Here is a 19,293-nt window from a genome sequence, read left to right on the forward strand (position 1 = left end):
GTAAAATCTTGCAAAACAAAATCATAAATTTACAGCTAAGCCTGCCCTTGAAATTCGCAAATTTTACTATTTTCTCGTGAACCAAACCTGCTAAATTTATAAAAAACTCCTCCCCAAATTTTAAAGCAATCTGCAATGTGTTATCAAAAATATCTCAAAATTTAAGCAAGAATATAAAAGAATTAAATTAAAATGACAAACTAATATTAATGACACAAAGGAGATAAAATGGAATTTTTATCGTTTCTCTTTTTAGCTATAGCCGTTTTTATAGCTTGGAAAAAGCCTGAAAAAGAGGGCTTAGCGTTTGGCGCATTTGCCGTGGGGACGGCGATTTGCTTTATCATGTTTTTCATCGCCAGCTGGACGTCCCTGCTGCCTTACGCGGCGTATTAGGAGGTCTAGATGAGCTTTTTTTAACGAGAAAAATTTCGACTTCGTCATGGCCACCGCGGTCTTGCTCGTGCTTGCTATCCCAGTCGGTATCGCAAACATTTATCTTGGCTACGTCATCGGCGAGGGCCCTTGCACGCTTTGCTGGTGGGAGCGCATCGGCATGGTCGTGGTCGGCGTCGCTGGTATTTTGATACTGCGCTACGGCCTAAAGGCGCGCTACATAGCCGCCGTGCTTTTTGGCGCAGCATACGGTATTTTCATGACGCTTAGGCATGCGAGCTTTAGTTTATATAGAGATGTGGGCATGGGCTTTGGCGGCGATATATTCGGCGCACACACGTATACGTGGGGTATTTTGGTGTACTGGATCGTGGTTGTGGCGATGGGGCTTATGATGCTTTTTGCTAAAGATAAGGTCGTCTCGGACGATATCTCGCGCTCTGACACTAGGATCAAGCCTCTTAGCGTGTATTCAAAATTTGTGATCGCATTGAGCCTATTTGTGATCCTATCAAATGCCGTTCAGGCGCTAATCTCAGCAGGCATCCCTCCGTATAGCGGCAAGGGCGATCCTGAGCGTATCAGCCTAAACAATACTTGGACCTCAGGCGTTTGGAAAAGGTTTGAAAAGCCGTTTTCATTTGTCGGCGCAAACGTCGTCGAGGATCCGTTTATAGCAGGCGAGCCTAAAGATATAAGCGTCAAATTTAACCAAGATCCAAGTGCCGGCGCGTTTGTTGACGTAAAGCCTGCGCTTAGTGTGAAAAACAGCTTCCCGCTTCCTTTTGAAACAAAAGGGATTTTTGGCAAAGGCGTAACGAGCGGACTTGCGTATAACGCTAAAAATGATACTTTTGGCATCTCAAACACCGAAGGGGGCGTTTATTTTACGGATGCGAATTTTAAAGAGATCGCTCATGCTATCATCGACAAACCAAACGGCCGCAATATCAAAAAGGCTGTCGCATCGACATTTGTGGGCGATATGCTGGTGACTACGGGCTTTAACAAAACGACATTTGCCGTTAAACCTGCCCAAAATGTGGACGCGTATCACGAGTGGAGATATTTTAGAGAGAGCACCGGTGGGCTCGAGTCTGCGTGGAAGTTCGACCGCCCGGCGCTTCTAACTATAAGAGCGAAAAAACAATACGTCCTAACGCTCGCAAAAGACCCGCAAAGCACCTACATGTATATGATTACGGTGCCGAACGAGCGCGCTAAGAACTTGATCCTCATAAAAGTAGATAGCAAGGACAAAATGCTAAGCGGCGAAACTATCGTAACCTCGAGCCTCGCGCTAAAAGATAAACGCGATCTAAAAGACTACTACGTCACGGCTGGCGATATCGCGGGCGGTAAGTTTTTGGCCTACTCCAAAAACTACAATACCTTGCTCGTGATCGACCTTGCGGACGCGAAGGTAGTCGACGCCTACGCTATGCCGCAAATCGGCGATATCTCCGGACTAGCGGTAAAGGGCGGTAGCATCTACGCTCTAGCTCACAAGGACGGCAAAGTAAACGTCGTTGAGCTAAACAACCCTCTGGGCGAGTAAATTTAGCCCAAACCAGCGCAAATCCGTCCGCGTAAAGCGGGCGAATTTGCCTCCATCCTGAATACTTCTTAAGCTTAAATTCGGTCAAATTTTATATAATTTAGCGTAACCATAAAATCAAAGGAGCGAAAATGAATTTTTTAGAATCTATGAAATTTCGTCATGCGTGCAAAGTTTTTGACGAGAACAAAAAGATCAGCGCGGGCGAGTTCGACTTTATCCTGGAGGCCGGCAGGCTAAGTCCTAGCTCTACGGGGCTTGAACAGTGGGACTTTTTAGTCGTGCAAAACGAGGAGCTAAGGCAAAAAATCCGCGAAGTCTCGTGGAATCAAGTGCAGATCACATCTTGCTCGCATTTGGTGGTCGTCTTAGCAAAGGTCAAAGAGATAAAATTTGGCAGCAGCTATGTTGATAAAATGATCGCTAGACGCGCAGATAAAGAGCCTGAGATGATCGCTGCAAGGCAGAAATTTTATCACGACTTTTTGCTATCAAATTTCAAAAACGACGATGAGCTAACATTTCAGTGGTCGCACGAGCAGTGCATGATAGCTGCGACAAATATGATGAACGCAGCCGCGAGCCTTGGCATAGATAGCTGCCCGATCGAAGGCTTTGATAGACACGCTTTAAATGAAATTTTAGGTCTTGATGAGAGTGAGCAAAGAGTGGCTATCGTAGTGCCATTTGGCTACCGCCTAAACCCGCAGCCGATAAAATACCGCCGCGAACTAAGCGACGTCGTGAAGTGGATTTACTAAATTTAGCAGCTACGTAAATTTAAATTTAACTTAGTCGGCGCGAACTCAACGCGGTTTTGACGCCGGCTAGATTTTAAATTCGAGTTTTGTTGCTCAAATTTATGCAAATTTATTTGCTAAGGCGACAAATCTACAGTTGTAGCACACACACCGCAGACGACGCGAAGGCGCCAAACGCGGTTTGTATATTTGCGGCAAAGATTTTTGATAAACTGCCGTTTGACAAGCGGTAGCGCTATCTAGGACAGCCGTAGAGAAACTGCAAGACGCGATAATTGCTTGGGCAAAAAATGACCGCGCTTATTTCGCGCGATACTCACTTTTATACGAGCGAGCATTTGGCCGCGCTGCGCCGTGAAAGTCGGCGTAAGCCAGTTGCGGGCGCCCGTATTTATTTTGCGAACGGCTCGGAAAATTTGCTCAAATTTAAGACACAAAATTCGGCGAAATTTTAAATTTGCCGATTCCATCAATTCCAAATTTTAAGAATTTCTGACCGTGAAAATTTACGGAGCTTGCAATTTTAGCCAAACTCAAATTAGGCTAAAAATTATCGCTCTGCCCGTTTAGCAGTTTGTCCACGACGTAGACGGCGATCTTTTTAGCGCCGTTCATGCTGATGTGCATGCCGTCATCCTTGCGTAGCGGCTTTTTGTCGGCACCCTCTTTTAGATACTTGCCGTTATCGCAGATCGCGCCGCTGATATCTATGTAGCGCGCACCGTATTTTTGCGCCGAGTTCTTGTATATCAGGTTTAGCGCCTTCATTTTTTTGTCGAATTTCTCGCTTTTCATACACGGCACTCCCAGCCATACGACCTGCGCGCCGTGCTGCCCTGCGATCTCGTAGATCTCGGCGATCCTGCCCTCGTAGGCCTCGCGCCACGCGTCTGTGCCAAAGTCCAGCGCCTGCTCGTCAAAGGTGTAGCTATAAGCGTCGTTTGCGCCAAAAAGCGCGAATATCAGCAAATTTTGCGGGCGATTTTCTAAGCTTGCTAGCGCCGCCTTTAGCTCCTCGCTCCAGTCGTAAAATTTCTTATTTGTTAGCCCCGTGCTTGCTTTTGCCATATTTTTGATTGAGATTTTGCTCGTTTTTAGTGCGTTTTCAAAACCCCAGCCAAAGCCTTGCATTATGGAGTCGCCTATCAAAATGATGCCCAAATTTTCGTTTAGCTCGATATCAAAAGTCGCGGATTTATTTGTTTTGCTTGGAGCGCTCGGCGTTAAATTTGACGCTAGCGAGCCGTTTTTGTCTAAATTTAAAGCGGTTTTAGCAGGAGAAATTTGAGCGGTTTGCGCAGTTAAATTAGCCTCTTTTACCGCACCGATACTAGGCGTTAAATTTTGCGTATTTTGAGCGTTTAAATTTGCTGGCTCGATTTGCGGTGTGGTTAGATTTTGCTCCGTTTTAGCGCTAGTTGCGACCTGTTTTTTATCGCCAGAAAAAATACCCGTAAATTTATCAATGGCCGATTTTGTACTCTGCAAGCCGTCCTCCGCCGCGCTTATAAATTTATCGCTCAGTGCCATCGCGCGCTCGTCTGTGATGAAAAAATCCTTTTGATATTTGGCTTCGTAGTAGTTTGACAGCGGTCGCAAAAATAGCGCAATCAGCGTAAAAAATGCGAGAAATACCCCAAAAAACGCTCTCATTAAAATCCTTGATATATAAAGTTAGGCATACCGGACGGCATCAAAAAGTAAATAATTATCCCAAAAATCGCCAAAAAAACGGCTGAAAAAATAACGTTTATATTTTCAAAAAATTTAACTAAAATTGGATAAACGTCAAGCGCGGCGTATAAAAATACAAAGGCAAAAACGCCCGCAAACAGCGCGCAAATCGCAAGAAGCTCGCCGCCCGAGTTTCTAAAAATCGCCCCGATATAGCGCACCGCCCCCTCAAAATCCATCGTGAAAAAGACCCAAACCATGCTCACGAAAATAAACGTAAAATATCGTCCAAGTATGGCCGAATTTGGCCATTTGCGCTCGTCGGTTAAGTTTAAAAACACGACGCCAAGGCCGTGGATGAGCCCCCAGAGTAAAAAGCTAAGTCCCGCACCGTGCCAGACGCCCGAGATCGCAAAGACTAGCATCACGTTTAGCTGCGTCTGCGCCTGCGTGCCGCGACTGCCTCCCAGCGGGAAATAGACGCACTCTTTAAAAAAATTCATAAGGCTGATGTGCCAATTTTGCCAGAAAATTTTTAAATTTCGCGCCGTAAAAGGACGGTTGAAGTTTTGCGGCAAAACAAAACCGCACATGAGTCCTAGCGCCGTCACGAAGTCCACGTAGCCGCTAAAATCGGCGTAAAGCAGCACGCTGTAGCCAAAAAGCGCGCCAAGAAGCTGCGAGGCGGGTAGGGTGGGTGCGGCAAAAACGGGATTAACTATCTCGAAAAGATGGTTTGCGACGATGAGTTTTTTAAAAAGCGCGGAGCACAAAAGCGCGAATATGACGGGGCTAGCGCGAAAAACCTTGGGCGAATTTAGCGTCTCGAAAAATGGCTTTGGCCGCAAAATCGGGCCCGAAATAACCGCAGCAAAAAAGCTAAGAAAAATCAGCGTATCAAGGTAGCTAGGCGCCTCTAGTTCGCCCTCTCGCACGGCTTTTAGTAGCAAAATACTCATAAACGAATAAAACGAAATGCCAAGCGGTAAAATGATGGTTTCAAGTCTCATGACGCCGAATTTGATCGTAAAATACCCGCCGTATTTAAAAAACGCAAGCGCGCAAAGCACGAAAATAACGCCCGCAGCGAACGGAATCGCGGAGTCCTTGCTCTGAGCCGCCCTCGCAAAAAGAAAAATCGCGGTGCTAAAGATAAAATTTATGATTAGAAATTTAAGCCCGAACGAGGCTAAAAATAGATAAGAAAAAGCGAGTAAAACGGCTTTTTGCAGGTGCGGGCGTGTGTTTAAAAAATAATAAATCGGCCAAAAAATAAAAAAGCACAAGCCAAATTCTATGGAAAAAAGATTCATATCCCGCCTAAATTTTTGCGTAATTATATAAAAAAATTATTTTGGGTTAGGTTAAATTTGCGTTTGACGGGAATTTAAAATTTGACTTGCGGTTTTGCTTGCGCGTGTTTTAAATTCGCCGTCAAATTTGGGGCTTAAATTTGAGTTTAAAACGGCTCAAATTCGCGTCCAAATTTGAGCCCTAAATCTCTCGCCCTCTTGCGTAAAATCAGCCAAATTTAAAGCAGCTCTATTGCCGCGAGTACGTTTGTAGCATCGTTTACGGGCTCTGCCACGTCGTTAAATCTTTTTACGACTTCGCCGTTTTTGATAATCAGAGTTTGGCGGCGGTAAAATTTCTTGCCGTCGTTCGTGGTAAAAGTTTGCAAATTTAGCGGGGATTCTAGCTCGAAGTTTTCGTCGCTTAAAAAGATAAAATTTGCGCCTACGCTTTGTTTAAATTCGTTCATATTTTCTACGCTTTGAGAGCCGACGGCGATTAGCGCAAAGCCCGCGGATTCGAGCTTTGCAAGGTTTTCCTGGTAGGCTTTGCACTGAAGCGTGCAGCCCGTTAATCCCTTTAAATCCTTTAAATTTTCAGGCAAAAACTTCCCGCTCTCGCCCATTTTCGGATATGTAAAAACTATGCAGTTTTTGCCGCCTATTAGCTCGTTAAATTTGACCGGATTTGCGTTTATATCTTTCATTGCGTCCTCTTTGCGTGTGAATTGTTGAAAAAATAGACTAAAAATAGCACCGCAAAGCTTATAAACAGCATAATTGCCGAATAAACGTGCGCTTTGGTGTAGTCCATGAGCTCGACGGCCTCGTAGATGGCGATACTGGCGACTTTAGTCTTATCCCCGACGCTACCGCCTATCATCAGCACGACGCCAAATTCGCCCAAAGTATGCGCAAAACTCACTATGAGAGCGGTCAGAAGCGAGGGTTTGATGTTTGGCAGAGCGACTCTAAAAAGCGTCTCCCATTTGCCTTTGCCCAGCGAGTAGCTCGCCTCAAAAAGGCTCTTTGGCAGGCTAGCAAAACCCGCCTGAAGCGGCTGAAACATAAAAGGCAGCGAGTAAATGCAGCTAGCGATGATGAGGCCTGAAAAGTTAAAAACCAAACGGATATCAAAGGTTTCCTCAAAAAATTTGCCTAAAAAGTTGTAAGGCGAGAGAAAAACCAGTAGGTAAAAGCCTAGCACCGAAGGCGGCAGCACCAGAGGCAGCGAGATCACGGCCTCGAGCACGGGTTTAAATTTAAAACTCGCTCGGCTAAGCCAAAACGCAACCGGCAGCATGAGAAAAAACAGGATCGCAGTCGAGATAAAAGCAAGTTTTAGCGAGAGGTAAAAGGGCGTAAAATCGATATTCATTTTGGCTCGCTTTGCGCGTAAATATCGGTGTTTCGCTCGTCAAATTTGTCGTTTTCGCCACCGTTTTTTTGCAAATTTAACCCAAACGCCTTGGCGCTTATCGCCGCTTCGTCGCCTGCTTTTAAATTTGCAGCTTCCGCGGCGCTTAGAGCCACTTCGCAAAGCTGCCCACCTACGGAGACTACGGCTACGTAGATGGCATCGCGCTTTGAGATCTCTAAAATTTTTGCCGGCAGGCTAAATTTCTGCGAGCCTCTGTGCCTCAAAAATATCTCGCCCGGCCCGCCTTCTTGAGCTATTTTGCCTCCGTCAAGTACGAAGACTTTTGAGGCGAGTTTGTAGATCTCCGCGACGTCGTGGCTAACCAAAATCGTCGTCATATCAAACTCGGCGTGCACCTTGGCAAGGTAGTCTTGCAGTTTTTCGCGCATGGCGTTATCAAGCGCCGAGAGCGGCTCGTCGAGTAGTAAAATTTCAGGCTTTCGCATGAGTGCGCGGGCTAGGGCGGCGCGCTGCTTTTGACCGCCCGAGAGCTGCGAGATAGCGGCGTTTTCTAGCGAGCTCATCTCGACAAGACCCAGCAGCTTGCGGGCTAAATTTACGTCGTTATTTGCAAAAAGCAGGTTTTTCATCACGTTCATATTCGGAAAAAGCGCGTAGTCTTGAAACAAAAACCCGATATTTCGGCTTTGCGGCGGAGCGAAGTTTTTACTGTCAAAAAGCGTTCTTCCGCCTGCTTTTATCGTTCCGCTATCAGGCGTTTCAAAGCCCGCGATCAGGCGTAAAAGCGTAGTTTTGCCGCTGCCGCTTTTGCCGTACAAGGCGACGAATTCGCCCTTTTTGACGTTTAAATTTACGTCTAACTCAAATTTCCCGTTTGCGCCGTTTAGGCTTTTTATGCAGTTTAGTTCTATCATGCGATGTAGAGCGAGGTTGCCTTGACGTAGGCGTAAATTTGATCGCCCAGCGCTAAATTTAGCCGCTTTAGCGATGCCGTAGAGATGATGCTTTCAAACTCAAACTCACCCGCGTTTAGATGCAGCGAGCTTGTGATCTCGCCTTTTTGGATGTCTGAAATTCGCACTTTTATCTTGTTTGAGACCGAGCAGTTTAAAAGCGGGGAAGTAGCGACGAATACGTCCGAGCTTTTAAAGCCTACCCAAACTTCGTCGCCGATTTTTAAATTTTGCAGATTTTCTAAAGAGAGCATTTTTAGGCTTAAATTTTCGGCGCTAAACTCAAAAACGCTAACGCCGTCATTTTGCTCTATCGCCGAAATTTTAGCCTTTATCACGGGACGACGTATCCGAATTTTCTAAAGATTTCCTTCGCGCGGTCGCTTCTGATGAAGTCGTAGAAAGCTTTTGCTTCGGGATTGTTTTCGCCGTGTTTTAGGATAACCATGCCTTGGTCGATCGGGGTGTAAAGCGCGGGATCTATAAGGATGAAGTTTTTACCCTCTTTGTACTCGGCCATTTTTTTATCGTACATAGCAGAGGCCGCGATAAATCCTACATCGGCAGCGCTTAGAGCTTGGCTTAGAGCCTCGCCGATAGATTTTGCTAGGATGACGTTTTTCTCGACTTTATCGTAGATGCCCGCTTTTTTTAGAGCTTCGATGCTAGCTTTGCCGTACGGAGCGGTTTCTGGGTTTGCGATCGCGATGGCTTTTAGGCCTTCTACCGCGTTTATACCCTTAGCTAGATCGATATCTCTGATCGTAAATAGCGCAAGTGCGCCCTGAGCGTATACTACGGGCTTGGTTACGGCAAATTTAGTATCGTATAGATCCTCTACGAATTTCATATTTGCAGCCATGAAAACGTCGGCCGGAGCGCCGTTTTTGACCTGGGTAGATAGCGCGCCGCTAGCTCCTAGTGTGACGGTTACTTTGGTGTCGGGATTTGTTTTAGCAAACTCCGCTTTTAGCTCGTCAAACGCGTAAGTGACGTTTGCTGCTGCAAATACGTTGATCTCGCCCGCGTTTAGATGAAAAGCCGCGAGAGCCGCGACGACTAACGAAAAAAATGTTTTTTTCATTTTTATACTCCTATTATGATTTGACTTGCTTTGATTATAGCGGTGAGCTCGTCGCCCACGCCGATGCGCATTTGCATCGCGCTTTCTTTGGTGATGATAGAGGTTATCGTCTGATGATTGCTGATTTCTAGCACGATTTCGGCGTTTACGGAGCCGATTTTAGCCTCGATAACGCGTCCTTTTAGTAAATTTGCCGCGCTTAGTTTTAGATTTTCCTCTTTTGCGAGCATCACGCTTGGAGCTTTAAAGATAAATACGACTTTTTTGCCGACCTTTAAATTTAGATTTTTTTCAGACTCGACCGTGACATTGGCGCGTAAAATTTCGCCATTTGAGAGCTTGGCGCTTATTTGCGAATTTACCGCGCCCGTTTTTACGTCCGTGATCTCGCAGCTTAGCTGGTTTCTGGCGCTTAGACTCATGCTCATGCGCTGTAAATTTAAAATTTCGTTCGTATCGACGTTTATATTTGAACAAACTTTTTCTAAAAATATCTTTTGGCTCTCTAGCATCGCGTCGTATAGCGCGATCATCTTTTTACCGTAGGGCGTAAGCTCCGAGCCGCTGTTTTTCTTGTTGCCTTCGGCTCTTGCGATTAGCGGTTCGTCCGAGCGGTTATTTAGCGCATCCAGGCTGTCCCATGCGTTTTTGTACGAGATGCCGACGTACTCGGCGGCTTTGGTTATGCTTTTTGTGTGTTCGACGGCCTTTAAAAGCTCTATATGCTTAGCTAGCACCGATACGCCGCTATCTAAAAATAGCTCTAAACTAACGTCTGCTTTCATGAAAATCCCCCAAATTCTATCAATATAAAAAAATAATTTGCTAGGAAGTATATTTAAATATATATGAAAAATAACTTAAAGAAACTTCGTAATACCGGGCATTTTGAAATTTATAAATTTAAAAGCTACATTGAGATAAAATCTCAGGTTACTGCCTTTGCAGACTTGAAATTCGGAGATTTGATGAGAAAATTTTTACTCTCTCTTTTGCTTTTTTTTAGTTGCGTTTTTGCCGAACAAACGCAGGAAAAGAGCGAATTTGACGACGAATTTACGCAGCCTAGCGAGATTTTCGATCCGCTTAGCGGCTATAATAGAATGATGACTGGATTTAATGATTTTATGTACGTAAACGCCATCCATCCAGCGATAAAAGGTTACAACTACGTAGTGCCCGAGGCTGCTAGAACTGCAGTGGGGAACTTTTTTGACAACCTTTTATATCCCGTTCGCTTCGTAAACAACCTCTTGCAGTTTAAATTTAGCGAGGCGGGCGAAGAGACGCTGAGATTTCTAGCAAACACGATCATTGGCTTTGGCGGGCTAACCGACGGAGCGAAATACTACAATCTGCAGCGCCACGACGAGGATTTTGGCCAGACGCTTGGATACTGGGGCGTTGGTAGCGGATTTCACGTGGTTTTACCGTTTATCGGCCCGTCAAATTTACGCGATATCGTCGGTCTAGTCGGCGATTATTACCTCGATCCCATAAGCTACGTAAAGCCGGCGCTAGACTCCTTTGCGATAAAAACTTTCCGTCAGGGCAACCTTTTGTCTTTACATCCAGATGCTTACGACAATCTTAAAAAAGACGCGATCGACCTGTATCCGTTTCTACGCGACGCCTACGAACAGCGCCGCAACCACTTAATAAAGGAATAAAATGAAATTTTTAAAAATCATCCTGCTTGCGCTTTTTAGCGCGGTTAGCCTCTTTGCAATCAGCGAGGAGCAGATAAAGCCTACGATGCAAAAAACGACGCAAGACGCCATCGAGGTGCTAAAAAACGCAAATTTGAGCAAAGACGAGAAAATAAGTAAAATTTTCGCCGTTTTTGATCCATATTTCGACTACGAGCAGATGTCTAAAATCGCCCTAAGCAAGCGCTACAACAACCTAAATGCCGAGCAAAAGGCCAAATTTAATAAAGCTTTTGAAGAGAGATTAAAGTCAAGCTACGTCGATAAACTCTTAAGCTACAAAAACCAAACTATAAATTTTAAAGACGCGACCAAACCGAATGAAAATCGCTACTTTCTAAATGCCGATCTGGTCGGCGAGGACGGCAAAAACTACGGCTTTACGTATAAATTTTATAACGCCAAAGAGCGCGGCTGGCTCATCTACGACGTCGAAATTTTAGGCGTTAGTATCATCCAAACCTACCGCAGTCAGTTTGACAGCCTGATGGAAAACGAGAGTTTTGAAAATTTGCTTAGCAAGCTAAACTCCGTCCAAGCTCCGCAATAAGGCGCTGATGAAGCGGATTTTTAAATTTATCGTCAACTTTCCAAAAAGCGTTATCGCGGGCGTGCTAGCCGCGACGCTAGTTTTTGGATATTTTAGCGGCAAGCTCGAGGTGGACGCATCTACCGAGACGCTGCTGCTTGAAAACGATAAAGATCTAGCCGTCTTTAGAGACGTTTTTAAACGCTATGTTAGCCCAAACTACCTAGTCATCGCCTACACGCCAAAAGACGATCTGCTCGCGCCCTCTACGCTTGAAAAGATAGAAAATTTAAGCCGCGAACTAGAAAAAAACGAGCTCGTATCAAGCGTTATTTCGGTACTAAACATCCCGCTGCTTCAAAGCGGAACTAACGATCTTGGCGAGCTGGTTAAGCATGTACCGAGCCTCGCTGATGCCGATATAAACAAAACTCTAGTACGCCGCGAGTTTGCGGATAGTCCGCTATATACGAACAACCTCGTTAGCCGCGACCTAAAAACTACGGCGATCGTGCTAAATTTAAAGACCGACGAAAAATATCAAAGCATACTAAACGAGCGAAACGCCCTGCTAAACGCCAAACTAGACGGCAATATCACGAGCGAGCAAAAACAGCGTCTAAATGCGGTAAATGCGCAGTTTAAAGCTCACCGCGACGAAGCGCGTATAAAAGAGCACGCCGCGATCGAGCAGATCCGCGAGACGATAGCGAAATTTGGCGGCGGCGAGAGCCTGTTTTTAGGCGGGGCAAATATGATCGCGGATGATATGGTGAGCTTCGTGCGATCCGATCTTGCGACCTACGGCATCAGCGTGACTCTGCTTTTGGTCTTTTGCCTTTGGCTGTTTTTTAGGCAGATTCGCTACATCGTTATGCCGATTTTTATCTGCGTGATTAGCGTTATTTGGGCGAGCGGGCTGTTTGGATTTTTTGGCTGGGAGATTACCGTCATCAGCTCAAACTATATCGCCCTTCAGCTCATCATCACGATCTCGGTCGTCATCCACCTGATCGTGAGCTACCGCGAGTTTTGCCTTACCAAGCCGCACCTTAACAACCGCCAGCTAGTCTATCTCACGCTACGCGATAAGGCTAGCCCATCGTTTTTTGCGATATTTACGACCGTTATCGGCTTTTTGTCGCTTGCGCTTTCTGATATCAAGCCTATCATAATGCTCGGCATCATGATGAGTGCGTCGATCTCTATCTCACTCGTGCTCGCGTTTTTGTTATTTGGCTCCGCGATGGCGCTTATGCCAAAGCTTGCTCCCGTTAGGACGTTTGAGGATAAATTTAGCTTTACCAAGCACTGCGCCGCGTTTGCACTAAATCACAGCCGCGCCGTTTACGCTATCAGCATTGCGGTGCTTATTTTCGGGCTTTACGGCATCTCAAAGCTAAAAGTCGAAAACAGCTTTATAAGCTATTTTAAAGATACGACCGAAATCCACAAAGGCATGCAGGTAATCGATACGAAGCTAGGCGGCACGGTGCCGGTCGATATATTGATCAAATTTAACAAGCCCAAATTTGACGAAAAGGCGGCCAAAAACGAGCCTAAAGACGAATTTGACGACGAGTTTGCCGCTAGCGCGAACGAGGATAAGTACTGGTTTAATCAGCACAAAATCGACGTCGCTAAAAAGGTACATAACTATCTAGAAAATAAGCGCTTCGTCGGGCACGCCAGCAGCCTAAACACCGTCGTAAAGATCGTCGAGCGCATCACGCAAAAGCCCGCCGACGGCCTCATGCTCTCGATCCTATACGAACAGATCCCGCAAAAATACAAAGACATCATCCTAAGTCCCTACGTAAGCATAAAAGATAACGAGCTGCGCTTTACCGCGCGAACTCTTGATAGCGACGATGCGCTACGCAGGGACGAGTTTTTGCGCGAGCTTAGAACCGATATCGCAAATTTGATCGCAAACGACAACGCAAGCGTGCAAGTTAGCGGCGCGATGGTGCTTTATAACAACCTCCTTCAAAGCCTCATCGCCTCGCAGGTAGATTCTTTCGGTTTTGTGATCTTGTCGCTTTTTATCGTTTTTTGCATTATTTTTAAAAGTATTAAGCTCGCCGCCATCGCTATCACGTCAAATTTGATCCCGCTTTGCGCGGTATTTGGCGTCATGGGCGTGATGGGTATCCCGCTTGATATCATGAGTATTACGATAGCGGCTATCAGCATAGGCATCGGCGTGGACGACATCATCCACTATATCCATCGCCTAAAAATCGAGCTTCGTAGCAAAAACGTCGCCGAGTCGATCAAGGCCTCGCACGCTAGCATCGGCTACGCGATGTACTACACCTCGTTTGCGATCATCCTGGGCTTTAGCATAATGGTAACTAGCAACTTTATCCCGACGATATATTTCGGACTTTTGACCGATCTTGTTATGATAATGATGTTGCTGGGGGCGCTGGTGCTGCTGCCGACACTAATCAAAACCTTTTACCGCGTTAAAAATTCCCCATAAACGACGGATTTTAAGCTTTAAAATTTTAAACCCGCTTCGGTTACGTATTTCATATACGCGCCCTCGCGGGTTAAAATTTTAAAATTAAACTACGCCTATTCCGTCTGGAATGTTTGTCTCTTGTCCTGGTAAATTTGAAAATTTGGCTTCTAATTTTAAACGTGCGGTGTGTGCCTTGGAGGACAAAATCTTTAAATTTAACTCAAATTTGAAGGGAAAAACTACTCTTTCATAACCTTAAGAAAAGAGTAAACATCCCGCACGCCGTCGATGTGCTTGGCGTACCAGATCGCATGTTTTTCTTGCTCGATATCGGTGATGATGCCCGTAAATACGACGTTGCATTGCACTACGCTCACTCTTACGCTTGTGCCGCTGATTATGCTATCTTTAAAAAAGCTGTTTTTTAGTTTTAGCATTATGGCGAGGTTGCTTTCGCATTCGCCGCCGTCGCCAGGAAAGCGAATATAGGTGTAAATTTTACTCACGCCGTCGGTGTTTTTGGCTAGCTTCACGAGCTTGGTTTTGTGCTCGTCGTCAGGCACCACGCCGATGAGATACACGTCGCCGTAAAAGCTCTCGACGTCCACGTTTAGGTTGCTAAGCCCGCTTGAGGCTAAAATTTTAGTCTGGATTTTCGTTTTTATAAATTTATCTTTCGTTATCGAATAGATACCGCGCTCGTCTTTGCTGATCTGGTAGGCGTCGTAGACGTTTATGCCCGTTAGCGGCGTCACGGTCGTAAAGAGCTCGAGGCAACCGCCAAGGAAAAAAATCGGCGAGAAAATGAGAAGGCTTTTTAAAAAAAATCGCGCAAATAGCTTGTTCATCACCGACCTATAAAATTTTCTCCAAATACTATAGAAATCAAACTAAAATTTATATAAATTTAGCTATAATCGCGCTCATCATACAACGACGCGGAGGATAAAGCGATCTGGTGGCGCTCGCGGACTTCAAATCCGATGGCGGGGCGGTTGACCGCTTCGCGGGGAGTTCGATTCTCTCATCCTCTCGCCAAACTTCTAAATTTATTATCTTAAAACAAGCAAAATTCAGCTACAATAAGCCGTTTATATTAAATTAATTTAAGGTTTTTCTTTTGGCTAGTTCATCCGCCTCCAAATTTCCTCTCGCACGCGCCGTTTTGGGCAGAATATATGCGGTGTTTTTGGCTACCGCCGTATTTCTGATATGCGCTGCTAGCTTTGGGTTAAATTTAAAATTTGAAGGCGTAAAAGAGGATATTTACGCTGCAAATTCTAACTTTAAAACTTTCATCAAAGAACGCGCCGTAAATATAGATAACGAACTTAAACTTATCGAAAGATATATTGAAGCACCCGATTTTGACCAAAAAGCGATCTTTGACTTTGCCGTAAAAAACAATAACGAATACATGGCCTTTTTCGTCGTAAACGAACGCGGCGAGATAGAGTTTGTCAGCGATGAAAATTTGCGCGATACGTACTCCGCCTTTTTCCTATCAAAGCCTTGGGAAAACGAGCCTGAGGATAAAATTTTAAGATCAGAGTTTATGTTTGACAAAAGCGACGTACCGACGAGACTCGTCGCAAAAAAGATGAAAAACGGCAAAATGGTGGCTGCGCTCATACGCTTTACGGCGATTTACGAGGAGTTTGCGCGCGGATACGAGAGGATCGGCGTAAATTCGTTCGCGATAGATAAAAGCGGCAGAATCGTATTTCACCAAAACCCCGAGCTAGTTTTAGAGCGCAAAAACATCTTTGATCTTTACGACGTGGACGTTGATTATCTAGACAGCGACGAAGTAAAATTTGCAAATTTAGGCTCGCTAAATAGCGAGATTTATTATATCCAAAAAGTTCCCGGGATCGGTTTAGCCGTGGTTTCAAGCTATTCTATGGGTAAATTCGTAAAAGAAAATTTAATATTTTTACTAATCTGCGTTGCATTTTTGGCCGTGGGTGCTATCTTTACGATTCGTTACGTCAAATTCGTCAAAAACTCCGTCATAAAGCCCGTTTTATCTATCAAAAATTTAGTCGCAAAAGCCGGCGACGGCGAGGAGATCAAGACCTACGCAAAATTCGGCTCGGTAGAAGAATTTGATCAAATCTCGGACGAGATCGTCAAATTTTACGGAGATTTCGGCGAGAAAAAGGCGAAATTTGAGGAGTACTCGCGCAAATTCGGATTTTTGTTTGAAAAAGGGCCTTTTATCTTGCTGTTAATCGACGCAAAAAGCGGCAAGATCGTCGAAGCAAGCGCGAGGGCGTGCGAGTTTTACGGATTTAGCGAGGAAGCGATAAAAAATAAAAATTTAGCCGAGCTAAACGCGTCAAATTTGACCGATATGAAAACGCTGCAAGAAGACGAAGGCGAAATTTACGAAACGAACCATTTTGCCGCGGACGGCGAGATAAAACAGGTGCGCATCTACAAGCAAAACTACGAGCTATCGGATGGCGAAAAGATCGGCTTTTGCGTCGTAAAAGACATTACTAAGAGCAATACTCTAAAGAAAAACGCGCAAAAACAAAGCGAGATAGACGCTCATTCACCGCTGTTTAGCGTAGTTTGGAAGGACCGCTTTATAGGCGATATATCAAGCGTTTCGGACAATATCGAGCGTGCGCTGGGGTACAAAAAAAGCGAAATACTCTCAAACGAATTCGAGTTTAAAAACATCATCCATCCAGAAGACCGAGATAGGCTCGCGAATGAATTTAACATCAAATTTAGCTTATTTAACGCGGCTTCGCTCAAAAAAGAGAACGAGTCGCTGCAGTCTTGCAGGCTGATAAGGAAAAATTTAGAGGTCATAAACTGTAGCGTATTTATCAAATTTATCTCAAAAGACGGCAGAACCGTGGACGAGGTGATCGGGTATTTTATCGAGAGCAAGCTAGCGGCAAATTTGACCGCAAAAACTGGCATGGAGATAGCGCGACTAAACGATAGCAAAGAGTACGCGTATAAAAATACCATTTTAAGTCTATTTGCAAACGCGCAAGAAGCCGTCGCCGTAGTCGGGTTAGACGGCGTATTTTTAGACGCTAACAAAGCCTTTTGCAAGATAAGCGGCTATTCCAAAGAAGAAGCTATCGGCAAGCCGTCGAATTTACTAAAATCAGGCGTGCATGATGATAAATTTTACGAACACATGTGGAAGAGGTTGTTGAAAAAAGGCTTTTATAGCGGCGAAATTTATAATAAGCGTAAAAGTGGCGAAATTTATCTCGAGCAGCTTAGTATCGCGACCGTTTATAGCGGCTCAAAGCCTAGCTACTTCGTGGCGGCGTTTCACGAGTTGCCGTGGGTAGAGCCCGAGATAAAACAGAATGAATCAAAAGCAAAGGAGCAAGAGTGAGCGAATTTGACGCGAGCGTTTACGAGCACGAAATACCAAGCGGCACGAGGCTGTATTTCGGACAAAGCGCGAAACTAAAAAGAAAGATTGAGCGCGCGGCGAGTGAAATTTTGGAGAAAAATGGATTTCACGAGATCGTGACGCCATTTTTCTCGTATCATCAGCACCTAAGCGTACAGCCGACGGCTCTGGTGCGTTTTAGCGATCACGAAAATCACCAAATCAGCCTGCGCGCCGATAGCACCGTGGATGTCGTACGCATCGTGCTTAGACGCCTAAAAGATACCGAACCTAAACGCTGGTTTTACATCCAGCCGGTTTTTAAGTATCCGAGCACTGAAATCTATCAAATCGGCGCCGAGCTAATCGGCGAGAGCGATCTGGCTACCAGCGTCAAGATCGCAAAGGAGCTTTTTGAGTCGTTTGACCTCGCGCCCGTGCTGCAAATCAGCCACATCGCGATCCCGCAGATTGTGTGTAGGCTGCTAAATTTACCTATTTCGATATTTGAGCACGGCGAGATCGAAAAAATCCTAAACCAAAACGAGGAGTGGCTAAAAAGGCTAGCCTTCGTAAATACGGTAGCAAGCATCGACGAGATTTTGCCGCTGGTGCCGGATGAGATAAAAACCGCACTGCTTGAGATAAAAGAGCTGGCGCAGGCGGTAAAATATGAAAATTTAAGAATTGTTCCGTTATATTATTCAAAGATGAGGTATTACGACAAGCTGTTTTTTAGATTTTTAGGCGGCAACGTCGTGCTAAGCGGCGGCGGCAACTACGAGATAGAGGGCATCAAAAGCAGCGGCTTTGGCGTATATACCGACGCATTAATCGAAAATTTAGATCAAAAGGAGAGAGTATGAGCAAGGCTGACGTGATAGTGGGCGTACAGTGGGGAGACGAAGGCAAGGGCAAGATCGTAGATCTGCTAAGCGGCGGCTACGATATGGTGTGCAGGTGTCAGGGCGGGCACAACGCGGGTCACACGATCGTCGTAGAGGGCAAGAAAATCGCGCTGCATCAGGTTCCCTCAGGCATACTTCATAAAAATATAATCAACATCATCGGCAACGGCGTCGTACTCTGCCCGGCCGCGATAATCGAGGAACTAAAGCAGTTTGGAGACGTCTCGGGACGGCTGTTTATCAGCGACAAGGCGCATTTAAATTTGCCATATCACGCGCAAATCGACCAAGCCAAAGAAAAGGCTAAAGGCGCGCACGCTATCGGCACGACGGGCAAGGGCATAGGGCCTGCATATAGCGACAAAATCAGCCGTAGCGGACACCGAGTCGGGGAGCTAAAAAATCCCGAGAAACTTTGCGATGCGATTCTAGCCGATTTTGCGGCAAATAAAGCGTTTTTAGACGTTTTAGGCGTCAAAGCGCCTGCTCGCGATGAGCTTTTGGGCGAGCTAAAGAGCTACGAGGCGGCGCTGGGTAAATTTATCGTTGATACCACGCATATGGTGTGGGATGCGATAGACGCGGATAAGAAAATTTTACTCGAAGGAGCGCAGGGCACGCTGCTAGACATCGATCACGGCACGTATCCTTTCGTAACTAGCTCAAACACCGTAACCGCAGGCAGCTGCAGCGGTATCGGACTAAGCCCTAAAAACGTCGGCGAGGTAATCGGTATCATCAAAGCCTACACCACGCGCGTTGGCAACGGCGCATTTCCGACCGAAGATATGAGTGAGGACGGCGAAAAGATACGCGATATCGGACGCGAATACGGCGCAACGACTGGCAGACCGCGCCGTACGGGCTGGTTTGATGCAGTCGGCGTGAGATATGCGGCGAGGCTTGACGGCGTGGATAAATTTGCGCTGATGAAGCTTGACGTTTTAGACGGCTTTAAAAAGGTAAAAATCTGCAAAGCCTACGAGAAAAACGGCAAGATAATCGAGTATTTCCCAAGCGACCTAGAGGGCGTAAAACCGGTCTACGAGGAGCTTGATGGCTGGGATAAGGTAGAAGGGGCGCGTAAATTTGACGATCTACCCGCAAACGCAAAGGCATTTATCAAACGCATCGAGGAGATCACGGGCGTAAAAGTCGGCATAGTATCGACGAGCCCGGAGCGCGAAGACGCGATAGTTTGCTAA

18 protein-coding genes and 1 tRNA gene are annotated in these 19,293 nt (G+C 45.7%); 10 read left to right on the top strand and 9 right to left on the bottom strand.

Annotated elements, in window-relative coordinates:
• The first annotated feature begins 228 nt into the window (after positions 1–228).
• The 3 genes from H7R39_RS11515 (at position 229) to H7R39_RS00275 (ending at position 2,715) form a co-directional block, all read left to right on the top strand.
• Complete coding sequence (locus H7R39_RS11515) at positions 229–396, top strand: hypothetical protein (RefSeq protein ID WP_002949057.1); 168 nt, start codon at positions 229–231, stop codon at positions 394–396.
• A gap of 46 nt (positions 397–442) precedes the next feature.
• Positions 443–1,954 carry a disulfide bond formation protein B gene (locus H7R39_RS00270; RefSeq protein WP_185897461.1) on the top strand — a complete coding sequence of 504 codons (1,512 nt, stop codon included), beginning with the start codon at positions 443–445 and terminating at the stop codon, positions 1,952–1,954.
• Positions 1,955–2,085: 131 nt separating this feature from the next.
• Positions 2,086–2,715 (top strand): NAD(P)H-dependent oxidoreductase, encoded by a 630-nt coding sequence (locus H7R39_RS00275; RefSeq protein WP_185897462.1) that lies wholly within the window; start codon positions 2,086–2,088, stop codon positions 2,713–2,715.
• Positions 2,716–3,258: 543 nt separating this feature from the next.
• On the opposite strand, the gene H7R39_RS00280 is transcribed toward H7R39_RS00275, so the two are convergent.
• From H7R39_RS00280 to H7R39_RS00315, 8 genes are all read right to left on the bottom strand, one after another.
• Positions 3,259–4,368: an SGNH/GDSL hydrolase family protein gene (locus H7R39_RS00280; RefSeq protein WP_185897463.1), complete on the bottom strand. Its 1,110-nt coding sequence runs from the start codon at positions 4,366–4,368 to the stop codon at positions 3,259–3,261.
• Complete coding sequence (locus tag H7R39_RS00285) at positions 4,368–5,702, bottom strand: MBOAT family O-acyltransferase (RefSeq protein ID WP_185897464.1); 1,335 nt, start codon at positions 5,700–5,702, stop codon at positions 4,368–4,370. Before H7R39_RS00285 ends, H7R39_RS00280 begins: the two co-directional genes overlap by 1 nt.
• A gap of 218 nt (positions 5,703–5,920) precedes the next feature.
• Entirely contained in the window at positions 5,921–6,388 is a 468-nt protein-coding gene (locus H7R39_RS00290; RefSeq protein ID WP_185897465.1) for a redoxin family protein, read from the bottom strand.
• On the bottom strand, positions 6,385–7,059 hold the full coding sequence (gene modB, locus H7R39_RS00295) for a molybdate ABC transporter permease subunit (RefSeq protein WP_122862523.1): 675 nt from the start codon (positions 7,057–7,059) through the stop codon (positions 6,385–6,387). The genes H7R39_RS00290 and modB overlap by 4 nt, the downstream gene beginning before the upstream one ends.
• Complete coding sequence (locus tag H7R39_RS00300; RefSeq protein ID WP_185897466.1) at positions 7,056–7,976, bottom strand: ABC transporter ATP-binding protein; 921 nt, start codon at positions 7,974–7,976, stop codon at positions 7,056–7,058. Before H7R39_RS00300 ends, modB begins: the two co-directional genes overlap by 4 nt.
• The gene (locus H7R39_RS00305) at positions 7,973–8,353 is read right to left on the bottom strand and encodes a TOBE domain-containing protein (protein WP_185897467.1); all 381 of its coding nucleotides are present in this window, start codon (positions 8,351–8,353) and stop codon (positions 7,973–7,975) included. Before H7R39_RS00305 ends, H7R39_RS00300 begins: the two co-directional genes overlap by 4 nt.
• The gene (gene modA / locus H7R39_RS00310; protein WP_185897468.1) at positions 8,350–9,099 is read right to left on the bottom strand and encodes a molybdate ABC transporter substrate-binding protein; all 750 of its coding nucleotides are present in this window, start codon (positions 9,097–9,099) and stop codon (positions 8,350–8,352) included. Before modA ends, H7R39_RS00305 begins: the two co-directional genes overlap by 4 nt.
• Before the next feature lie 2 nt (positions 9,100–9,101).
• Positions 9,102–9,884, bottom strand: a complete 783-nt coding sequence (locus tag H7R39_RS00315; protein ID WP_122863693.1) for a TOBE domain-containing protein — start codon at positions 9,882–9,884, stop codon at positions 9,102–9,104.
• 63 nt (positions 9,885–9,947) lie between these two features.
• On the opposite strand from H7R39_RS00315, the gene H7R39_RS00320 reads away from it, so the two are divergent.
• From H7R39_RS00320 to H7R39_RS00330, 3 genes are read left to right on the top strand one after another with little or no spacing between them, the layout of a single operon-like run.
• Positions 9,948–10,769 (top strand): MlaA family lipoprotein, encoded by an 822-nt coding sequence (locus H7R39_RS00320; protein WP_185897469.1) that lies wholly within the window; start codon positions 9,948–9,950, stop codon positions 10,767–10,769.
• 1 nt (position 10,770) lies between these two features.
• Positions 10,771–11,358, top strand: coding sequence for a Tgt2/MlaC family protein (locus H7R39_RS00325; RefSeq protein ID WP_009492442.1), 588 nt, complete (start codon positions 10,771–10,773; stop codon positions 11,356–11,358).
• A gap of 7 nt (positions 11,359–11,365) precedes the next feature.
• A complete protein-coding gene (locus H7R39_RS00330; RefSeq protein ID WP_185897470.1) occupies positions 11,366–13,825 on the top strand; it encodes an efflux RND transporter permease subunit in 2,460 nt (819 codons plus the stop codon).
• A 221-nt stretch (positions 13,826–14,046) separates the two neighbouring features.
• Here the strand turns inward: H7R39_RS00330 and H7R39_RS00335 are convergent, their stop codons facing one another.
• On the bottom strand, positions 14,047–14,655 hold the full coding sequence (locus H7R39_RS00335; RefSeq protein WP_185897471.1) for a BON domain-containing protein: 609 nt from the start codon (positions 14,653–14,655) through the stop codon (positions 14,047–14,049).
• A gap of 92 nt (positions 14,656–14,747) precedes the next feature.
• Here H7R39_RS00335 and H7R39_RS00340 point away from each other — a divergent pair.
• From H7R39_RS00340 to H7R39_RS00355, 4 genes are all read left to right on the top strand, one after another.
• Positions 14,748–14,845, top strand: a tRNA-Sec gene (locus H7R39_RS00340).
• Between the two features lie 82 nt (positions 14,846–14,927).
• On the top strand, positions 14,928–17,180 hold the full coding sequence (locus tag H7R39_RS00345) for a PAS domain S-box protein (RefSeq protein ID WP_228724690.1): 2,253 nt from the start codon (positions 14,928–14,930) through the stop codon (positions 17,178–17,180).
• Positions 17,177–18,046 carry an ATP phosphoribosyltransferase regulatory subunit gene (locus H7R39_RS00350; RefSeq protein ID WP_185897472.1) on the top strand — a complete coding sequence of 290 codons (870 nt, stop codon included), beginning with the start codon at positions 17,177–17,179 and terminating at the stop codon, positions 18,044–18,046. Before H7R39_RS00345 ends, H7R39_RS00350 begins: the two co-directional genes overlap by 4 nt.
• Positions 18,043–19,293, top strand: coding sequence for an adenylosuccinate synthase (locus tag H7R39_RS00355; RefSeq protein WP_185897473.1), 1,251 nt, complete (start codon positions 18,043–18,045; stop codon positions 19,291–19,293). Before H7R39_RS00350 ends, H7R39_RS00355 begins: the two co-directional genes overlap by 4 nt.

It is taken from the genome of Campylobacter massiliensis (assembly GCF_014253065.1).
GTDB lineage: Bacteria > Campylobacterota > Campylobacteria > Campylobacterales > Campylobacteraceae > Campylobacter_A > Campylobacter_A massiliensis.

Bases quoted from the DNA above. Each gene is read 5' to 3' on its own strand.
- modB (WP_122862523.1), bottom strand. From the start codon at position 7,059: ATGAATATCGATTTTACGCCCTTTTACCTCTCGCTAAAACTTGCTTTT.
- H7R39_RS00325 (WP_009492442.1), top strand. From the start codon at position 10,771: ATGAAATTTTTAAAAATCATCCTGCTTGCGCTTTTTAGCGCGGTTAGC.
- H7R39_RS00280 (WP_185897463.1), bottom strand. From the start codon at position 4,368: ATGAGAGCGTTTTTTGGGGTATTTCTCGCATTTTTTACGCTGATTGCG.
- H7R39_RS00290 (WP_185897465.1), bottom strand. From the start codon at position 6,388: ATGAAAGATATAAACGCAAATCCGGTCAAATTTAACGAGCTAATAGGC.
- H7R39_RS11515 (WP_002949057.1), top strand. From the start codon at position 229: ATGGAATTTTTATCGTTTCTCTTTTTAGCTATAGCCGTTTTTATAGCT.
- H7R39_RS00320 (WP_185897469.1), top strand. From the start codon at position 9,948: ATGAAAAATAACTTAAAGAAACTTCGTAATACCGGGCATTTTGAAATT.
- H7R39_RS00285 (WP_185897464.1), bottom strand. From the start codon at position 5,702: ATGAATCTTTTTTCCATAGAATTTGGCTTGTGCTTTTTTATTTTTTGG.
- H7R39_RS00330 (WP_185897470.1), top strand. From the start codon at position 11,366: ATGAAGCGGATTTTTAAATTTATCGTCAACTTTCCAAAAAGCGTTATC.
- H7R39_RS00335 (WP_185897471.1), bottom strand. From the start codon at position 14,655: ATGAACAAGCTATTTGCGCGATTTTTTTTAAAAAGCCTTCTCATTTTC.
- H7R39_RS00270 (WP_185897461.1), top strand. From the start codon at position 443: ATGGCCACCGCGGTCTTGCTCGTGCTTGCTATCCCAGTCGGTATCGCA.
- modA (WP_185897468.1), bottom strand. From the start codon at position 9,099: ATGAAAAAAACATTTTTTTCGTTAGTCGTCGCGGCTCTCGCGGCTTTT.
- H7R39_RS00315 (WP_122863693.1), bottom strand. From the start codon at position 9,884: ATGAAAGCAGACGTTAGTTTAGAGCTATTTTTAGATAGCGGCGTATCG.
- H7R39_RS00275 (WP_185897462.1), top strand. From the start codon at position 2,086: ATGAATTTTTTAGAATCTATGAAATTTCGTCATGCGTGCAAAGTTTTT.
- H7R39_RS00300 (WP_185897466.1), bottom strand. From the start codon at position 7,976: ATGATAGAACTAAACTGCATAAAAAGCCTAAACGGCGCAAACGGGAAA.
- H7R39_RS00355 (WP_185897473.1), top strand. From the start codon at position 18,043: ATGAGCAAGGCTGACGTGATAGTGGGCGTACAGTGGGGAGACGAAGGC.